Origin of the sequence: Streptomyces sp. NRRL S-646 (genome assembly GCF_000720765.1) — a bacterium.
In the GTDB taxonomy this organism is placed as follows: Bacteria; Actinomycetota; Actinomycetes; order Streptomycetales; family Streptomycetaceae; genus Streptomyces.
In genome coordinates this window covers 15,708-34,178 of sequence record NZ_JODC01000038.1, presented here as the reverse complement: position 1 = coordinate 34,178, position 18,471 = coordinate 15,708, and the positions used below count along the sequence as shown (strand labels likewise).

At 67.8% G+C, this 18,471-nt stretch carries 15 protein-coding genes and 4 pseudogenes; 12 read left to right on the top strand and 7 right to left on the bottom strand.

The features are described 5' to 3' along the window. Positions 1-7: 7 nt before the first annotated feature. Together IH68_RS0147190 and IH68_RS0147185 are read right to left on the bottom strand one after the other, a co-directional pair. Positions 8-1,582 carry a hypothetical protein gene (locus IH68_RS0147190; protein WP_030949574.1) on the bottom strand — a complete coding sequence of 525 codons (1,575 nt, stop codon included), beginning with the start codon at positions 1,580-1,582 and terminating at the stop codon, positions 8-10. Next, positions 1,582-3,045 carry a hypothetical protein gene (locus IH68_RS0147185; protein WP_159403874.1) on the bottom strand — a complete coding sequence of 488 codons (1,464 nt, stop codon included), beginning with the start codon at positions 3,043-3,045 and terminating at the stop codon, positions 1,582-1,584. The genes IH68_RS0147190 and IH68_RS0147185 overlap by 1 nt, the downstream gene beginning before the upstream one ends. Positions 3,046-3,521: 476 nt before the next feature. On the opposite strand from IH68_RS0147185, the gene IH68_RS0147180 reads away from it, so the two are divergent. Together IH68_RS0147180 and IH68_RS0147175 are read left to right on the top strand one after the other, a co-directional pair. Then, positions 3,522-4,019, top strand: coding sequence for a helix-turn-helix domain-containing protein (locus IH68_RS0147180; protein WP_159403873.1), 498 nt, complete (start codon positions 3,522-3,524; stop codon positions 4,017-4,019). A gap of 332 nt (positions 4,020-4,351) precedes the next feature. Next, positions 4,352-4,804: a ribonuclease domain-containing protein gene (locus IH68_RS0147175; RefSeq protein ID WP_030949566.1), complete on the top strand. Its 453-nt coding sequence runs from the start codon at positions 4,352-4,354 to the stop codon at positions 4,802-4,804. Between the two features lie 60 nt (positions 4,805-4,864). Here the strand turns inward: IH68_RS0147175 and IH68_RS51075 are convergent. Beyond that, positions 4,865-5,272 (bottom strand): annotated as a pseudogene (locus tag IH68_RS51075) (transposase); the annotation flags it as partial. Positions 5,273-5,322: 50 nt separating this feature from the next. On the opposite strand from IH68_RS51075, the pseudogene IH68_RS56005 reads away from it, so the two are divergent. From IH68_RS56005 to IH68_RS59345, 3 genes and pseudogenes are all read left to right on the top strand, one after another. Continuing rightward, a pseudogene (locus tag IH68_RS56005) lies at positions 5,323-6,122 on the top strand (IS5 family transposase). Between the two features lie 216 nt (positions 6,123-6,338). Continuing rightward, positions 6,339-6,629 carry a hypothetical protein gene (locus IH68_RS0147150; protein ID WP_159403872.1) on the top strand — a complete coding sequence of 97 codons (291 nt, stop codon included), beginning with the start codon at positions 6,339-6,341 and terminating at the stop codon, positions 6,627-6,629. 23 nt (positions 6,630-6,652) lie between these two features. Beyond that, a complete protein-coding gene (locus tag IH68_RS59345; protein ID WP_267883796.1) occupies positions 6,653-6,784 on the top strand; it encodes a hypothetical protein in 132 nt (43 codons plus the stop codon). Positions 6,785-7,564: 780 nt separating this feature from the next. Here IH68_RS59345 and IH68_RS56860 read toward each other — a convergent pair. Next, positions 7,565-8,077 carry a hypothetical protein gene (locus IH68_RS56860; RefSeq protein ID WP_030949558.1) on the bottom strand — a complete coding sequence of 171 codons (513 nt, stop codon included), beginning with the start codon at positions 8,075-8,077 and terminating at the stop codon, positions 7,565-7,567. A 911-nt stretch (positions 8,078-8,988) separates the two neighbouring features. Here IH68_RS56860 and IH68_RS0147135 point away from each other — a divergent pair. The 7 genes and pseudogenes from IH68_RS0147135 to IH68_RS0147110 all read left to right on the top strand — a co-directional run. Continuing rightward, positions 8,989-9,456: pseudogene (locus IH68_RS0147135) on the top strand (IS5 family transposase); the annotation flags it as partial. A 73-nt stretch (positions 9,457-9,529) separates the two neighbouring features. Next, positions 9,530-9,826, top strand: a complete 297-nt coding sequence (locus IH68_RS0147130) for a hypothetical protein (protein ID WP_030949553.1) — start codon at positions 9,530-9,532, stop codon at positions 9,824-9,826. Between the two features lie 94 nt (positions 9,827-9,920). Continuing rightward, the gene (locus tag IH68_RS0147125) at positions 9,921-12,323 is read left to right on the top strand and encodes an ATP-binding protein (RefSeq protein ID WP_078912940.1); all 2,403 of its coding nucleotides are present in this window, start codon (positions 9,921-9,923) and stop codon (positions 12,321-12,323) included. A 15-nt stretch (positions 12,324-12,338) separates the two neighbouring features. Then, a pseudogene (locus tag IH68_RS58865) lies at positions 12,339-12,502 on the top strand (diadenosine tetraphosphate hydrolase); the annotation flags it as partial. A gap of 753 nt (positions 12,503-13,255) precedes the next feature. Then, positions 13,256-14,020, top strand: coding sequence for a hypothetical protein (locus IH68_RS0147120; protein WP_159403870.1), 765 nt, complete (start codon positions 13,256-13,258; stop codon positions 14,018-14,020). Positions 14,021-14,094: 74 nt separating this feature from the next. Continuing rightward, positions 14,095-14,973 carry a phosphotransferase family protein gene (locus IH68_RS0147115; protein WP_051834103.1) on the top strand — a complete coding sequence of 293 codons (879 nt, stop codon included), beginning with the start codon at positions 14,095-14,097 and terminating at the stop codon, positions 14,971-14,973. 97 nt (positions 14,974-15,070) lie between these two features. Next, positions 15,071-15,940, top strand: coding sequence for a phosphotransferase family protein (locus tag IH68_RS0147110; RefSeq protein ID WP_234341833.1), 870 nt, complete (start codon positions 15,071-15,073; stop codon positions 15,938-15,940). A 740-nt stretch (positions 15,941-16,680) separates the two neighbouring features. Here the strand turns inward: IH68_RS0147110 and IH68_RS0147105 are convergent. The 3 genes from IH68_RS0147105 to IH68_RS59340 form a co-directional block, all read right to left on the bottom strand. Next, the gene (locus IH68_RS0147105) at positions 16,681-17,130 is read right to left on the bottom strand and encodes a hypothetical protein (protein ID WP_051834102.1); all 450 of its coding nucleotides are present in this window, start codon (positions 17,128-17,130) and stop codon (positions 16,681-16,683) included. A 208-nt stretch (positions 17,131-17,338) separates the two neighbouring features. Next, positions 17,339-17,692: a DUF6114 domain-containing protein gene (locus IH68_RS0147100; RefSeq protein ID WP_234341832.1), complete on the bottom strand. Its 354-nt coding sequence runs from the start codon at positions 17,690-17,692 to the stop codon at positions 17,339-17,341. After that, entirely contained in the window at positions 17,689-18,321 is a 633-nt protein-coding gene (locus IH68_RS59340; protein ID WP_199932013.1) for a DUF6230 family protein, read from the bottom strand. The genes IH68_RS0147100 and IH68_RS59340 overlap by 4 nt, the downstream gene beginning before the upstream one ends. Between the last annotated feature and the right edge of the window lie 150 nt (positions 18,322-18,471).

Sequence of the window (18,471 nt, the reverse complement as noted above, 5' to 3'; positions counted from 1 at the left end):
CGTCCCTCTAGGTCGGCTGCTGGTCGAGCAACGCGCCGAGTTGGCCGACGCTGTCGCAGGTGGCGAGTGCGGTGAACAGGGCGGGTGGGGCGTCGGCAAAGGCGGCGGCGAGCTCCGGGCTGCCCCGCTCGACGAGGGCCGTGCGCAGGGAGCTGAGCGCTTCCGCGCGCCCGACGCCCTGGATCGCGGCGGGCAGCCGGTACTCGGGAACCCGGGCGCTGCGGGCGAACGCGGCCGCCCAAGCAGGACCCTGCGCTCGGTGCCAGGCCACCAGGGCCCGGCGGTCGCGCCGGACCAGGTGCACAATCTCCCGGGCGTGGCGGGTGAGGGGCTCCAGGGCCGGGACGGTCAGCCACGGCTGGAGCTCGGGCGCGTCGACGAACGCATCGGCCGAGGCGTCGGAGAAGCCTCCGGTCACGCCCGGGGCGTCACTGCTGTCGGCGAAATAGATGCCCAACGTGTCGATGACATCGGTGATGTTGGACGCGACCCCGAGCAGGGTGGGCGGCACCGGCGTGTCGGGAGGCAGCGGCGGGTTGGGCTCCTCCCGGGCGTGGAGCAGGCCGACGACCCTGCGTGTCTTCATGTCCACGACCACCGAACCGGAGTCGCCGTGGTCGGCGAAGAGCCTCGGGGCCGCGAGCTTCGGGTCTTCGTTCGGCTTGACATCCACGTGCCCACGGATCTTGAGCTGTCCGATGAAGTCCCACCGCTCGCCGGTGCCCGGCAGTTTGATGGCGAACGGGGCGTCGGCATCGACGATCGTGCCCTCCACCCGGCCGGTCTTGATACCGACCTTGACGACCTCCAGATCCGCCACGGGCGGCATGGACCCGGTGATGCCTCCCGCGGTCTTGTCGACATTGAGCTCCTTGATCAACAGGGAGTACTTGGCCCCACTGGAGGAGCAGCACGAGGACGGTGGGATGACCTGGGCGATGGCGGCGTCGATCTTGACGGTCAGGAGTGCCTCGGCGACGGTTGCCACGTCGTTGCCCGCGCTCGTCGGCTTCCAGGGCAGTGGGCCGCCCGGGTAGTGCGCGTCGACAGGCTCCGGCTGGTACACCACCGTGCCCGGTGTGCCGAGGCCGTAGGCCGCGACGACGTGCGCGTTGGTCAGGATGCACGGCTTGCGGTCACCGAGCCGTCCGACGATCATGCCCAAGGTCCCCTTGGACAGCACGGGGTTGGCGTTGTTCGGGTGCTGCTCGTCCTTGCCGAGGAAGCCGTTGCAGATCGCGGTGCCGCCGATGAGCGGCCGGTCGACGGCGGCGGCCAGCGCCTCGACGACGGGTGCGACATCGACGCACGTGACGCCCCCGAGCACTTCGCACACGTCGGTCCGCACCCCGTCGACCACGCCGGGCACGAGCCGCTGTGGCGTCAGCTGTTCGGCGGGCAACTTCTTGGCCACGTACACCTTGAAGACGAACTCGTCGGTGATGCCGTCGCCGACCTCGCGGATCCCGACGGAGACATGCACGGTGTCGGGGAGCGCCATCAGCCGCTCGCGGGCCCCGGCGTCCAGGATCCGCAGCAACCGGTCGTTGGTGGCGCGTAGTTCGTCCAGGTCGCGCGGCATCAGGCACCTCCGGCCAGTTCGAGCAGCTCGCCCGTGGTACGGGCGCCGGTGAACGCCACGCGCAGCGGCTCGTGCCACCGGGCGAGATCGGCGCGCAGCTCCTCGCTCCCGAACTGCGTGAGGACCGCGAGCATCCGGCTGTACGCGGCCGCGCGCGTCACCCCGCCGATATCCGCGGGGAGTTGATAGTCGCCGTGCCGGGCGCCGCGGGCGAGAGCGGCGTACCAGGCCGGACCCTGGACGCGGTGCCAGGCGATGGTCACCCGGCGTTCGTGGTTGACGAGGTGGACCACCTCGCCGCGATGGGCGTCGAGCAGCTCGGACAGTCGCCGGCCCCCGCTGGTCGCCCGGAACCGTACGGCCAACTCCTGGACCAGGTCGTCCGGTTCGTCCGAGGCGAGGACCGAGCGCTCGCCTCCCTTGATGGTGATGCCGAGTGCGGCGACCACGTCGGCGATGTGGTTGGCCAGGCCGAAGCTGTCGTCGGCCGATGAGGCGAAGAACAGCCCCACGACCCGCCGGGAACCGTCGACGATCACCGATCCCGAGTCGCCGTGCGTGGCGAAGGGCGCGGTCTCGCCCGCCTGCAGCTGGATCTGGATCTGCCCGGTGAAGGTGTACGTCGTTCCGTCCCGCGGGATCGACACGGACGGGTAGTTCGCGGTGACCACCTTCCCGGCCCTGCGGTCGGTGGCCCGGCCGACCTTGAACACGTCCTGCCCGGCGACGACCGGGGCGGGAGCGATCCCCGCGATGGCGTCGCCGCCACCGACGTTCAGGTCGCGCACCGTGTTGCGGAAGCCGACGCCACAGTTGCAGCAGCTCGAATAGCAGGTGTTGACCCGGGCGATGGCGCCGTCGACCTTCTCGGTCACCTTGACGTCCACGATCGTGGCGACGGCGTTCTTCGAGCTCTTCGGGCGCTTGGGAAAGTCGTCCTCGATCCGGTCCTCTTCGGGTTCGGGAAGCGGTTGGAAGAGGCTGTCCCCGATCCGTCCGCCGTTCGCCGTCGCGACATGCCAGTTGGTGAGCAGCACCGGTTTGCCGTCGCTGGTACGCGTGGCGAAGCAGCCCAGCGTTCCCCGGCTCGACCTCACTTTGAGGGTTCCCGGGTCAAGTACCTTGATGCCGTTGGTGATTTGGATGCCACCGACCAGCGGGCGGTGCGCGGAGTCGTCCGCGGCGAAGCGGAACTCGGTGGGTACCTCGGTGACATCGGTCGGCACACCGTCGACCGTCGGCGGCACGACCTGGTCGGGCGGGAGTTCGTCGACGGACTTCTTGGTGTGCACATAGGTTTTGAAGCACAAGATGTCGGTGGCCCGTCCGCCGATTTCCTTCAGGCCGACGGCCGTGTGGAAGACACCGGAAAAGGCGAGAAGCCTCTCCCGTGCTCCCGAATCCATAAGATCTTCGAGCCGCCTGTTCTCGGCGGCGAGCGCGCTGATGGATTCCGGCATCATGCGGCTAATGCGGAACCGAAGACGAACGCGGGGCGAACGGTCATGGACATAAAGCCCCCCGAGGCTGCGACATTGCGGATCAAGAAGGGCCTGGCCAGGGCGTCTGCAGAATACTCCCGGGGTGACCTTCGACCAGATTGAATCTGGCAAAGTCCAGTGTCAACTGTCAATTCCGGCCATTGGGTTGATGGCCATTCGCTCTTCAGGAATCCGGAGAGAAACGGTTCGGCGGGGGAGGGGCGCTCCGCGTGCAGGCAAGGACGGTATCACTCTTTCGAGTTAATCCGTGGAATAGCTTCGCGGCAAAGAGGCGTCTCTGCTCTAATGCCCCGGCCCGTCGGTGAGGGACACACCTGCGGTGGCTCGATCCGCTCCCGGCACGGCGGCGCGCCCCGCCGTCAGCGCGGCACACCGACCGGACCCTGGCCGCACTGGAGAGGCTGCGGGGCTTCAGCGACACCGTCAGCGTGGCGAAGATGGTCGAGCTACTCGCGTGGACCACCGCCTCCGCCGGCGATCACCAACACACGGGCCGGCTCGTGGGCGTGGCCCAGGCGCTGCGAGACGACACGGGTACCGTCGCTGCGGGTGACCTTGATCCGCGGAACAAGGACTACCACGCCCGCTGCGAGACCCGGGTTCGGCAGGCACTGGGCCCGGCCGGCTTCGAGCAGGCACTGACGGCAGGCTACGCGGTCGACGGCCTGGACCAGGCCATCGCCTACGCCCTCGGCACCAGCGCTGGCGCCGGGTCGGCTGCCCCACCGGCTGCTGCGAGCCCCTTGACCGTGCGGGAGGAACAGGTGGCCGCGCTGATCGCCCAAGGCATGACCAACCGCAGGATCGCCGCCGAACTGGTGCTCTCTCCCCGTACCGTCGACAACCACGTCGACCGCATTCGGGCCAAGCTCGGCTTCTCCTCCCGCGCCCGGATCGCGGCCTGGTGGGCCGCACATCGGGTAGCCGTTGCGTAGAACTACTCACGACCTGGGGGCTGCCCCCGGCAGAGGCTCGTGCCGCGGCGCCAGGACGGCGCCTTTCCCCGAGGCAGCAGACCGCCTCGGGGAAAGGCCGAAACGAGCCAAGGAGCACGAGTGTCCTCCTCCCTTGCCCCGGCCTCCGCGCCTGAGGCGGAGCGCCGCACAACCAAGCCTCGGCTCCGGGGCCGCCGCCGGGTCCTGACCGTCGCGAGCGTGGTGCTCGCCCTGATGGGCGGCGTGATAGCCGACACCGGCACCGCCTTCGCCCAGCTGCCGTCGGGCTCCTGCACCCAGACCTGCAACAACCCCCCCCCGCGGGCATCAGCGTGGCGGACTGGAATGCCGCGCTTGATGCAGCGAACTTCTGGGCCAACCACCAGATCGATTGGCACCAGACGGATTGGTCCGGCGGCAGGAGCTACTACCACCTCGACCAGTGGGCCGGCCGCGGGTGGCCCGGGCAGACCACCGGCAACCAGTGGTTCGGATACTGGGAGTCCGCCACACGCCGCACCGAGTTCGTCTACTACGGCGGCACATACAACGACTGGAACGGGCTCGTCAGCTATGCCGAGCAGAACCTCCGCGGCGTCTCGACGTCCCGGGCCTTCTCCAGCGGGAACGGCCGGACGGCTCCCTACGTCGAGTACGACATCGACTACTACGGCGCGGCGAGGAGTTCGCGCAACGCGCGGCGGATCGTGCGCAACCCCCTCACCGGCAACGTCGTCGCCACGTTTGACCACTATCAGTCGTTCGAGTACCTGGGCCACTTCTAAGACCGTGTCCTACGTGGTGAGGCGGACGAGTCGCTTGTAGCAGCACATGGCTGCCGCGAGTCAGAGAAAACCCAGGTAGTTGCGGGGATTGCGCTCGTAGCGGGGGCTCAGTCTGCGGTAGCCGGACAGCCACGACATCGTCCGCTCGATCACCCATCTCCGACGCCCTAATCGTTCACTGGACTCGACTCCTTTGCGGGCAATGCGCACGCCGATGTGCTTGCTCCACAGCCATCTCCGCAGGTGGGGAACGTCGTAGGCCTTGTCGGCGTGCAGCCGCTGCGGCTTGAAGTACCGTCCGCGGTAGGGGTCATGTTGCGTTTGGTGGCCCTCGACCATGGGCTTCAGCCCGTCGCTGTCGTGGACGTTGGCGGCCGAGGCGCCGACGACAAGGGGCAGTCCGTTCGCGTCCGACAGGACGCGCATCTTGGAAGCCGGCTTGCCCCGGTCCACGGGGCTCGGGCCTGTGTTTTAGACGTCATCTCATTTGGGCGAGTAGGCTGCCGGTCGTGGTTTCGATCGTGGAGCGGCTGGTGCCGGATGAGTTGTGGGAGCTGTTCCAGCGGGTGGTCCCGGAGGCTCCGTCCCGGCCTCAGGGCGGCGGCCGACGCCGGCACGGTGACCGCGAGGTGCTGGCTGCAATCGTGTTCGTGGCCACGTCGGGCTGCACGTGGCAGCAGTTGCCGTCCGCATCGTTCGGTCCTTCGGGAGCGACAGCCCACCGGCGTTTCGCTGAGTGGTCGAAGGCCAGGGTGTGGGCCAAGCTGCACCGCCTGGTCCTCGACGAGCTCGGCGCCCGCGGCGAGCTGGACTGGTCCCGCTGCGCGATCGACTCGGTCAACATGCGGGCCCTGAAAAGGGGGACCTGACGGGCCCGAATCCTGTCGACCGGGGCAAGTACGGCTCGAAGATGCACCTGATCACCGAGCGGACCGGTCTGCCCCTGTCCGCCGGAATCTCGGGGGCGAACCTGCACGACAGCCAGGCGCTGATCCCGCTGGTGAAGGGCATACCACCGATGCGCTCCCGACGCGGACGGCGGCGGCGCAGACCGGGATAGCTCCACGCCGACAAAGGCTACGACTACGACCACCTGCGCCGATGGTTACGCGGGCGCGGCTTCCGGCACCGCATAGCCCGCAAGGGCATCGAGTCCTCGACCCGCCTGGGCCGCCACCGCTGGACCATGGAACGCACGATGTCCTGGCTTGCCGGATGCCGCCGACTGCACCGCCGCTACGAGCGCAAAGCCGAGCACTTCCTAGCCTTCACCAGCATCGCCTGCACCCTCATCTGCTACCGCAGACTCACCAAATGAGATGACGTATTAACTGGGGAGATCCGTCCACGTCCGGCTTCCTCGTCGTCAGCGTCATCGACCACGACGCGGATCCTGCGTCGAGGACATGTACGACGGCTGCCTTCGCGGTGCCTTCGACGTCGAACGTACGAACGGAGAGACTGTTCAGGTCATCACGTGCACCGGCATGAGCACCGGCAAGATCCTGTGTATCTCCTGGAAGGAAGCGGAGAAGTGAGCCCGGTTCGAACGGTTGAAGTGGCCTGGTACTACCGGGAACCGCGCGGCCGCCTGAGGCAGGACGAGACCGCGGAGCGCAAGACGGACGTGGTCCTGCTGGAGAAGTACGCCGACGAGCACAACGTGTCGCCGGACGTGTTCGGCGAAGTCCGTCGCTTCCCGGCCGTGAAGTACTTCGGAGAGAGCCTCAAGGGCAACAACGTCTTCGCCGACAGCATCACGAACGTCTGCAACTGCGACTCGACCGAGGCGAGTACGCCGAGTTCGACGGCCGGTTCAAGCTGAGCGACGGTTCCCGCATCGGCAGTATGACGATCCGAGAGAACGTGCCGAACCCGGGTGAGGGCTACCCGAACTCCAGGCTCGGGGTGGAGAACGTCAACAAGCAGTGGGCCGAGCTGACGCTGGCCGCGATCATCGAGCAGGAGGGGCACCGGTGAGCAACGTGCAGGAGCATGATGCTGCGGATCGTCGGCATCGAGAAGATCACCGCGCGGAACACCGAGAAGGTGTGGGTCCGCATCCGGATGTAGGAGACCGCCGTCCCGGCCTCCCATTGGGACGGCGACGCGGACACAGAGCTGCTCACGACGGTCGAGGAAGTGCGTGAGAACGTGGGCGTGGCCGCAGTCGACAACACGAAGAACTCCTCCAAGAGCTGCCGGAGTTACCGCAGGCCAGAGTGCGCGTCCTCGGCGTCGACGACTGACGGGTGGTTTCTCCCAGGGCTTGCGCCGGTCGACTGCCAGCGGGAGCGCGAGGCGGAGCTGGGTGTGTGCGGCTGATCTTGGTTCGTGCTCGGGACAGCAGGGCGGCCGTTCTTCACGCTTCGAGGTGTCGAGCAACGTCGCGTGAAGGAACGGCCGCTGGTGAACAGTCTCGTTCCTGAACGGCCCGCGGGGCGGACGCGCTCTTCGAGCTCACCGTCGCGGTGCTGTACGCGGACGGGCCGGTGACGTCGCCAGCGATACGAGGCGGTCAACCACGGCCGGCTGGAGCCGCGCCACCTGCGCAGTAACCATCGCCGCAAAGCCGTTGAACCTGACAAGAGAGCGTCGGTCGAGAGAGGCTTTCAGACCTTGTGTCGCTGTCCTGTCGTGCGGCAGTCGCTGGAACGGAGAGCGACCTGCCCGCGATCGGCGAGTGGGGAAACATAGCTCCATCAGAACGGCGTTCTGCGCTGCCTTGAGCGTGACCTTGCCGCAGCAAATGGCGTGCGTCTACCAGACCGACGCGACCGGCGACTCGATGTCGCCGTAGTAGCCGTACGGGGCTCCGCCTGGGGTACCCCAGAAGCCGACCTTCACCATGTAGGCACCGTTCAGGCCACCGACCGTCTGCGAGACGATGTTGGTCGTCAGGCCGTTAGGGCCGCCGGACAGCCACCCGTCCTTGGTGCAATGCAGATCCGCCACCTGGTTCCAGTGGCCGAACCCATCGCTCTTGTACAACTGCGCGCACGGGAACACGCCCATGCTGCCGGGGGCCTCCTGGACGCGGATGATGCCGTAGAAGCCCTTGCTGCCGTCGGTGGCGGGCTCGATGCACGAGTCCAGGGAGACGCCGCCGCCGACATCGACGTAGCCGAGCGGGTTGCCGTTGCGGTCGAGCTGGTCGCCGCGGCAGCCCCAGTTGCTCGTCGCGGCGGAGGCGGAGGAGGTGCCGACGGCGATGCCGCCGAGCACGAGAGCGCCGATGGTGGCGAAGCGGGCGAGATGGCCGAGCGTCTTCAAGGGGTCTCCTTGACAGGTTGGTTGATTGGTGGTGCCAGCGTGCAGGGCTGGCGAGGCATTGCGTGAGGTGTCTGGTTGCACGTGAGGAAGGGGTTCTGCTGCCGCAGTGCACAGCGAGCCCGGAGACACAGGCGGGTCCTTTGTCCCGGCGCTGACGGCAATAGGAGGCTGTCCTTTCTGCCGGCAGGAGACGACGGGGCCCGGAATGGTCCCTGGTCTCGGCTCGGCCGTTGCACCACATCCTCGGCGGCCCGGGACGGGACCTCCATGACGGCAGCTTGACGTTCGTCTGTCGTTCGGACCGGGCCGGTACAGCTCCCGCTGGAGGGGCATGTTCCCCCGTCCTGGAAAGCGGCTCGGTGCGATTCCAAGGCGCTCGGGCATACCGGGCATCATCGGCAGTACCGGGTGCGAGCGGTCCAGCGCCTGAGTCTGGCTCTTTTCATCAACGGACCTACGGTCGGCCGAAGTCTGAACTGGAGTGTCTGCTCCGCGCCGGTCCCAACGGCATGCCGGACCGGCTCGTCGCGAACTCCTCTATGGGTTGTGGGCTCGCACGCAGGAGACTCTGCTGCTCAATTCCGGGACTGCCCTGGCTGTGTCGCGCAACCGGCGATCAGTGTCCGGTTCATCTCAGTTCGCAACGTCGACTTCGCCGCACAGGAAAGGGGGATGTGCTCGGTTTGTGAATTGAGCAGCAGAGTCGCAGGACAGCTCAAAGCCCGGCCCGAGCGCGTGCGTCCGCCATCAGACCATGACCTGTCCGTCGGCACCCGCCCCTCACCTCCGCTGCGCCCGATCCGAAGGACGCCTCTTTGCCCATCAGGGCTTTGGGGGGGAACGGTCTTGCCGAACCGCCTGCCTGTGGCCAGATCCCACCCGTGCAGTGTGCCGTCCTCACAGCCGACGAACGGTCACGGGGCGGGTTCACGACGAAGATCCACCTGGCCTGTGAGCAGGGTCAGAGACCGTTGTCGCTGCTCATCACCGCGGGGCACCGGCACGACAGCCCGCAGTTCGAGCCGGTCCTGGAGGCCATTCGTGTGCCTCGGATCGGTCCTGGCCGGCCGCGATCCCGCCCGGACAAGGTCCGGGCGGACAAGGCCTACCGCTCCCGCGCGAACCGCGCCTACCTGCGCAGACGCGGTATCGGGTGCACGATCCCGGAGAAGACCGATCAAGTCCGCAACCGCACCAAGGGTGGTTCGCAAGGGGGCCGACCGCCGAAGTTCGACAAGATCGACTATCGCGAGCGCCATGCGGTCGAGTGCCGGATCAGCCGTCTCAAGCAGCACCGGGCAGTGGCCACCCGATTCGACAAGCTCACGGTTCGCTACGAGGCGACGGTTCACATCGCGGCGATCCACCAGTGGTTGTGAGCCGTCGGGCGGCTGGGCGGCCGTGCCATGCTGGCCGCGGGCACTTCGAGCAGCACACGCATGGGGAGGTCCGGTGGCCGCTGATTACTACTGCGCGGACAGCGAGAACGGCGACCACGTCGACGACCCGTCCGAAGACGCCCTGTTCGAGCTGGTCAGCGACCTGAATGGCACAGACAACACCTTCGTCGTTATCCAGCCCGACGAGGACGATCCCGTCTGGTTCGCGTCCGTCGCCGTCCTGGAGACGGGCGGCTACGAGATCGTCCGGCGTGACACCAGCCGCCGTGAGCACGACGTCACCGTAGAAACCATCATCGACAAGATCGCGGGCGACCTCACCAAATGGCTGGCCACCCGTGCTACCTAAAACACGGCCCAGTAGTGACCTGAGTCGCCGATGCGTCGCTTGATATGCCTGGGGCGCCCAGTGCCGCGGTGGGCCGAGCTCGTGTTGTCGGAGCATGAACGTGCAGTGCTCAGTGGGTGGGTGGCCGACGACCGTCCTGCTCCCTACAGGCACGGCAAAGTTGAACCGAAAGGTCATTCGACCAGGTATGGTCCGACAGGCCCGTGCGGGTTCAGTAGCTGACCGTTTCCAGGGGGAGGGAATGGGCGGTAGTGCCTTTGGGGAGCTTCTGCGCGATTGGCGGCTTTCGGTCGGCTGGACGCAAGACGAACTAGCAGTCCGGTCCGGGGTGTCGGTGCACTCGATCAGCGTGTTGGAGGCAGGGCGGCGACAGCCGCGGCTCTCCTCGGTGAACCTGCTCGCCGACGCCCTCGCACTCGATCCGCGCCGCCGCGAGCAGCTGCTCGCGGCGGCGCGGATCGACACCACGATGTCGTCCCTGGCACCGCCCCGACCGAGTGCCGCGGTGCCGCGGCAGCTGCCGTGCGCGGTGGCGGGCTTCACCGGTCGGGCATCCCAGCTCAAGGAGCTCACCAGCTTGCTGGAACGGGAAGACACCGTGGTGATCTCGACGATCAACGGCACGGCGGGCGTGGGCAAGACCGCACTCGCGGTCCACTGGTCGCACCAGGTCGCGGACCGGTTTCCCGACGGGCAGCTCTACGTCAACCTGCGGGGTTTCGACCCCGGCAGCCAACCGGTCGAGCCGGCCGAGGCGATCCGGGGCCTCTTGGGCGCGCTGGGGGTGCCGGCTCAGCGGATACCGGCCGGTCTGGCCGAGCAGGCGGCGCTGTACCGATCCAAGCTGGCCGACAGGCGGATCCTCGTGGTGCTGGACAACGCCCGCGACACCAGTCAGGTCCGGCCGCTGCTGCCGGGAACGGCCCGGTGTCTGACCGTGGTCACCAGCCGTGACCACCTCGGCGGGCTGATCGTCAGCGAGGGGGCACGCGCCATCCCCCTGGACCTGATGACCACCACCGAGGCCCATGACCTGCTGGCGAACCGGCTGGGCCCGGAACGGCTCGCCGCGGAACCGCAGGCCGTCGACAACTTGATCGAGTTGTGCGTGCACCTGCCGCTGGCGCTGAGCATCGTCGCCGCGCGAGCCACCCTCACCCCAGCCGTGTCACTGACCGAGCTGGCCCAGCAGCTGCGGGACGTGCGCGATCGGCTGCACGCCTTGGACATCGGCGACACCAGCGTTGACCTCAGCGCGGTGTTCTCCTGTTCCTACCGGACGCTGAGCGCCGAGGCGGCCCGGATGTTCCGGCTGCTGAGCCTGCACCCGGGGCCGGTCGTCTCGGTGTCCGCGGCCGCCAGCCTCGTCGGAACCGGCCGCGATCAGGCCCGCGCGGCGCTGTCCGAGCTGACCAGGGCCAAGTTGCTCATCGAACCCAGCGCCAGCCGATTCGCCTACCACGACCTGCTGCGGGCGTACTCGGCCGGCCAGGCGCACCAGGAAGAGTCCGAGCAGACGCGCCACGCCGCCATGCACCGCATGGTCGACCACTACCTGCACACCGCGCACGCCGCGGCGCTGCTGCTCAACCCGCCCAACGACCGGCTGTCGCTGGGCGAACCCCAGCCCGGGACTGTCGTCGACGAACTCGTCGACGACGAGCAGGCATGGCAGTGGTTCACGGCCGAGCGCGCGGTGTTCCCGGCCGCCATCGGCCGCGCCGCCGACGCCGGCTTCAACACCCACGCCTGGCAACTCGCCTGGAGCGTGGCCAGTTTCTGCATCCGCGCCGGGCACTGGAAACAGCTGGTCGACACCCAATTCGTCGCGATCGCCGCGGCTGAACGGGCCGGTGAACTGCACGGGCAGGCATGGTCGCTGCGTGAACTGGGCCGGGCCTACATCCGGCTCGGCCACTATCCGGACGCGCGGGCCAGCCTCCTCCGCGCGCTCGAACTGGACGAGCCGCTCGGCGACCTGGTCGGCCAGGCCCGCAGCTACAACAACCTCGGCATCGTCGCCTACGCGCAGGGCGACCACCCGGAGGCGTTGGAGCACGGCAAGGCCGCCTACGCGTTGTTCCACGCGGCCGGACACCGGGCGGGCCAGGCGGAAGCGCTGAACGCGATCGGCTGGATGCAGACCCAGCTCGGCCAGCACGACGAGGCACTGCGCTCCTGCGCCCAGGCGCTCGAACTGCACCGCGCGGTCGGCAGCCGGCACGGCGAAGCGGACACCTGGGACAGCCTCGGCGTCGCCCACCAACACCTCGGCGAGCACCAGCGGGCCGTCGCCTGCTACGACAACGCGCTGGACCTGTACGAGAAGTTGGGCAGTCGCCATCCCCAGGCCGACACGCTCATCCGCCTCGGCAACACCTACCGGGACGCGGGCGACATCCCGGCCGCGCACCGCTGCTGGCGGCGAGCGCTGCCCATCCTCGACGACCTGGGCCACCCCGACGCCGACGTCCTGCGCGCGCGGCTGGCCCCCTGAGCCCGCATCCCTGCCATAAGTGATGACTGGCGGATGGACCGGATCGGAATTGCACTGCGCGGTGAGAACCCCACCGTGCCCAGGCGTCTCGAAGCGGGTTTCGCGGTGATCGGAGACGTTCAGTTCCTGCGGGCCATTCAGTGCTCTTGGAGGATGACGCAACCGTGCAGCGGCTGGCTCTGACGTTGCTAAACGGGTTCTGTCAGCGATCGCGGAGAGCCGCCACAGGGTGAGGTGGCGTTCGATTCTCTCGCCTGCGCAGGGGCATGCTCTGGCGATGCTGCCGCCTATCTGACGCTCCCTCAAGCCTGATGCCGAGTACGCGGAGGGCGCCTACTTCCGGGCCCTGCAGCACACTCAAAGGTGGTCGAAACGAGTGCCGTTCGGGATGCGTAGTTCGGGGTGATTTGACGGTGCGGTGCTGACTCCCGTGCTGGTTTGGTGCTGACTAAAAGCCCACGTCATCACCCGTCCTCACCTCTCCCGTGCTGACTTGGTGCTGACTACGCTCCGTTGAACTCGGACATCTGGGGTTGATCGGCTCAGAGTCGTTGCGTGGTAGGCGGGGGACTGAGGGACGGAGCCCGACCTTGCGGCTCAGCCTCCGCGGGCATGGGTATGGTGCTGCGCCCGAACGCGGTGCGCGTTCGGGCGCAGCACATTCTTCGTCTCTTGGTGGTACACGAGCACTACCCACGCTGACCCGGCCTTATCTGCATCTGGCAAGTGCAACTGCTGGCCACATGCCCATAGCCTGTGCAGGCACATCAGGCACGTTCCTTGCCGCCGGACGCGGGAGAGTCGGCACGATAGGAGCCACGGACGAGGCACTTGAGCGGAGCGAGGACGAGATGAACGACCCTCCTCAGCGACGACTGATGGCAATCCCTGAAAACGGCCGCGCTGTCGGTGCGGCCCCCTACAGTTCCGTCATGTCCAACTATCAACGGCCGCAGCCGAATCGAAAGTTCATGCTGGTCGAGTTCCCCGCCGGCACCCACCTCGACCGTTCCCGTGCCTCCTCCGGCGGTATGCGGGGTACCGCCCGCGACGACCGGGACAACTCGCTCGTTGCCCAGGCCGAACTCTTCGACGCCGACGACCGGTACGACGAGGGCTACAGGGACGGCCTAAGGAACATCCTCGTCAGCTGCGCCACCGACATTGCGGTGGAGGTCGCTCGAACCGTGACGGTCGCCGCCGTGGCGGTTGCCACCCCGTACCTCAAGGACGGAGCGCGCCGTTTCAAGGAGAAGGTGCGACGCAAGCCCAGGGACACTTCGGCCGCCGAGGTGGTGCAGGAGGCTGCCCCCGAGCGGCCGACTGCGTCTGGTCTCCGGCCGGTGACCGCTGCCGCAAACGGCCGCGACCAACTGGACCTCGTCCTGCGTGCCGACCAGGGTGACGCCAGCGGGCAGGCCGCTCTGGCGCGGATCAACACGCGAGCAGCCGAGACATACAGCATCGCCGCGCACTACTCCGCCGGCCTGCCCGCGGCAGACGTCGTCGGCGAGGCCGTGCGCCAGGCCCTGGCAGCAGCCGCGCCCAGCTACGTCGCCGCCGCCCTCGAACGCCTCGCCTTCGACGACGAGCTCGGCCTGACCCCCGCGCAGCAGATGCGCCTGCGGGATCGCGCCGCGGAGCTCGACCCGGGCGTGGTCGAAGACCTCACCGGCGCCAACGCCCCGCTCGCGTAGGCCGGACGTTCCGAAGGGCGACGCTGATGGACTTCCGCCCTGTCACGCGGGCACGCGGAGCGTTCCAGCAATCCGTGACCCCGGAAGAGATCGAGACGATCTGCCGCCGCGCTTTCGGGACGAACACCAAGGTCACTTCGGCGACCGAACTCGGCACCGGGATGTACAACACGACGTACCGGGTCACCGTCGTGGGCCAGGAGCGCGGGGTGATTCTTCGGATCGCTCCAGAGCCGGAACGCCAGTTCACCTCGGAACGGGCCTTGATGCGCAACGAGTACGCCAGCCTGCCCTACCTCGCGGCACTCGGGCCGCTCCTGCCGCGCGTCCTCGCGGCCGACTTCACCCACGAGATCCTCGGCCGTGACCACATGGTGCAATCGTTCCTCGACGGCATCCCGGCGACCGAACACCTGCGTACATACCCGCGATCGGTGTGGCCGGTGTACTACCGGCAGCTCGGCGAGATCGCACGGCGCGTCCACGACGTCCGAGGTCCTGCCTTCGGCCCCATCACCGGGCCCGCATACGGCAGTTGGAGCGAGGCGGTCGTGGCTTCCTTGGAGGCGATCACCACGGACCTGGAGGGCGTCGGCCTCGACACATCCGATGTACGCAAGGTCATCACGGCGGCACACCACCACCAGGACGTCCTCGACGAGATCACCGAGCCCCGAATGCTTGTTGGGGACCTGTGGCTCCCCAACACACAGCTTGATCACCAAGCTCCGGAGCCCGTGATCACCGGCGCGTACGACTTCGACCGCACCTGCTGGGGCTTCCCTGTCAAGTCAGCGTGTCGAGACCTGGCTGTCGCCTGCGGTGGGACGGTCCAGCGGTGCAGACTGCGGCCTCGGCGACCAGCGACCTGCGGTAGGACCCGGCGAATCACGAGGGGGCGTGCTGTATCCGGACGACGTGTGAGGGGATGCCGTGGAATTCCAGCAGCTTGAGCGGCCGCAGGGTGCTTTCCAGCAGTCGGTCTCTGCTGAGCAGGTGCAGATGATGTGCCGCCGGGCCTTCGGCAGCGGCCGTCAGGTTGTGTCCGTCGTGGAGCTCGGCGGCGGAATGTATAACAACACCTATCGAGTCGAATTCGCCGGAGAACAGCCCGTGATCTTGCGGGTGGCCCCGGAGCCGTCCCGGCAAAGTCGCATTGAGCGCGAGCTGATGCGGAATGAACACGCGGTGCAGCCATTCCTCGCGCCGATCGCGTCGTTGCTGCCTCGGATCCTGGCAGTCGACTTCACCCACCAGATCATCAGCCGCGACTGGATGATCCAGAGTCTGCTTCCCGGCGTCCCGGCCCCGGAGGGGTTCAAGATCCGGCCGCGTTCCGAGTGGGGACCGTTCTTCGCCCAGCTCGGCGCCATCACCCGACAGCTCCATGACGTCCGCGGACCGCACTTCGGGCCGATCACGGGTCCCGGGTTCAGCCGCTGGAGCGACGCCGTCATCGCGGTCCTCCAGCACACCGCGGCCGACCTGGAGGACGTCGGCCTGGATGCCCGAGATGTGCGGGAGGCCGTGGCGATCGCGGAGAAGAACCGCCCGCTGCTGGACGAGGCCGCCAAGCCGAGGCTCCTGACCGGGGACCTGTTCACGATCAACTGCCTGGTCCGGGATGGCGACGGACCACTGACGATCACCGGCGTCATCGACTTTGATCGCGCGACCTGGGGTCTGCCGGACGCTGACTGGACGATCTTCATGGCGTCTCGGCGGACGAGTACCGAGCGGGACGAATTCTGGACGACGTATGGCCCTCTCAGCACGGATGCTGCCGCCGTCCAGCGCAGGCTGATCTATCGAGTCGTGCATCTCGGAGCAATCCGTCTGGAACGGCAGCGGACCGGTCGCGTGGACGCACTCGCGGAGTCCTATGAGGAGATGTCCGAGGTCCTGGCCGGCCTGCGCTGAGTGCGTTGCGGCAAAGGGAGTCCCTGTTCGATGAGCAGGGGCTCCTTCGTGTGCGGGGCATGATCGCGACGGGGTAGGAGCAGGCAGCGTACGGCTTGTTGTGGTTCGAGGAGGGTGCGATGCCGTCGGTGCCGGGTTGATGGAACATCGTGAGGCGCGGGCGGGGCAGGATCTCGATGGCTTTGTTCACGAGCAGGAGCAGCGTTTGTTCACGACTTCGACTTCGGGAGGCACTGGCGCAGACTCATGAATCGAACGACCGCGACGCCGACAGCCTGCGACGGCGATACTCGTGCTCCAACCAGGGCCGGGCTGCTCCCCTCCCGGACGCCGGAGCAGGCGCGGGCCCGTAGGACCGCCGCCCGTGGGGTGCGCGTGCAATACCCATCGAGTGATCTTCAACCCCGGTCAGTTTTCCCAGACTTCCTGGTGGACAGCTCCTGATGCGTCTGATCCCTTTAACACAATGGAGTGCGCTATGCGCGTACGCACCCTTCTCGCCGCCATCGTCCTTGCCGCCACAGCGGCCCTCGGGGGCGCGACCAGCGCAGGAGCCGCCGTCGGCGACGGATCCTCGGGTGCCTCAGCCCCTGCGAGCAACCTGCTAAGTGGCCTGATCCCTGTCAACCTCCAAGGTCTGATCGGTTCCGTGGGCCTCGACTGTCGCCCAGCGCTCGGCAACGTCCCTTGCTCCTTGGGATAACTGGCAAACGGCCAGTGATAACCAAGCGGCATTGCCATCAGACCCGTAGCGCTTCAGGGCAGCCGGCCTCTGCTTCGCTGGACGTGATCTTCGTCTGCTGGGTGGTGGCATGGCTGGCCAGTGTCGACAGTCCCAAGGCGTGAACGCCCGTCAGCTGCAGGAATGGAACCGGAACGGGTGGCACCGTTGCCGTGGACAGGGACAGCGGAAGCAGCCCGAAGACGCGGCCGCTGATCAGCCCCGCGCGGAAGCGGACGTCACCTGAAAGCGTCAGGCGGCGCGCGCGGATGCAGGTACCGGCCTGCCCTGGGGGCCCGGGATTGCCGATCTGTACGTGTTCGAGCGTTACCCGTTCAGCGTGGCATACGCCCTTGCCGAGCGTGGGCAGTGCGCAGGAGAGGCCGGTGGCGGTGAGGGTGCGAGCCTGCAGCTGGGTTCCGCCCGAGCCGCGGGGATGCGAGCCGGTGGCGCCCAGACACTCCTGCATGGTGCGGGCAGCACTTAGGACGGCCGACCCTCGCGGTGCTGCTCGGGGAAGGGCTTCGACCGTGCAGGAGGAGGGCAGCTCAGGACGGCCTGACGGTGACATGGTGACGGTCGGTGATATCCCCTGGGCGGCGCTCGTCGGGCCGGTGGGGTGCCCAAGGAGGCATGTGGCGATCAGAAGCAGGGCCACTGGGCGCAACGCCGGCGGTTCAGCCACGGTTCGGCGCCGACGGAGTGTCATCTTCCGTGGTCCGCCATGCAAGGGCCAGAGACCCGCCGGTCAGCGCGAGCAGCATGCCGATGAGGAATCCGCCGAGGTTGGCCAGCGGATAGGAGAGCAGGCCGAGCAGTACGGCGGCAGCGCCCGTCCGGGCGGCGGTGGCCGGCCGTGTCCACAGCTGCCAGGCGCAGCCGATGAGGGCGGCCGCCAGTAGCAGGGCGGCCGTACCGCTGAGGCCCTGGACGCCGAGCAGGGCAGGGCGTAAGAGGGGGAATGCGGCGAGTTCCAGGCCGGCGCAGCCTAGGAGGAGGCTGGCGGCGACGGGGCGTGGGTGGCGGGTCATGGGCAGGGCTGTTCCCCCCGTTTGATGGACAGGGTGGCGTCGGACAGCGAGAACAGTCCGGCTGTCAGTGACCAGGCTTTCAGTCGCATGCCGGTGATGGTCAGGGTGCGCGCCTGCTGTCCGTAGGTGCTTGCGGGTCCGGTGACGCCGGAGCTTTTCAGGGTGGATGCGTCCCGTCCCATTTCCACTGACTGGAAGGTCATGTCGCCAGTGACCTCGGCGAGGTCGAGGACCATGTCCTGGGCCTGTACCGGCTGCTCTGCGTCGGAGCGGACGATGACGGTGGCGGAACCCAGGGGGGTGTGTGCCACGGCGGACTGGCACAGGCCGCTGATCTCGGCATCACGGATGCCGACGACGGCCACCGGGTGGTCGTGGCCGCCGATGTCCTGGCGGAAGGAGGCGAACTGGGTGGCGCCGGTGGCGGTGAGCTTCCGGGCGGTGACGGTGAACGGGTTGCTGGCGACGGCGATGGAGACGGGAATCGCGGTGGCCGTGGTGGTGGCGATCATCCCGGACGCCAGCGCGGTGGCCGTGAGGAACGCGAGGGTGAAGCGCGGCCAGTCCGTCCGGCTCTGACGCTGCCTGCTGGGCGCCGCGCGGTACCTCCGCCGTCCGAACCGCTTCACAGATCTGTGTCCCTTCCTGGTACCAGGGCGGCCATGTGCCGTGTTGTCACTAGGACTTCAGCTCTTTCAGGACGCGGTTGCAGAGCGATTCAAGGGTGGCTGCAGGAGCTGGTGCCGAGCCGGAGCGCTTAAGCCCTGTCACAGTCGAGT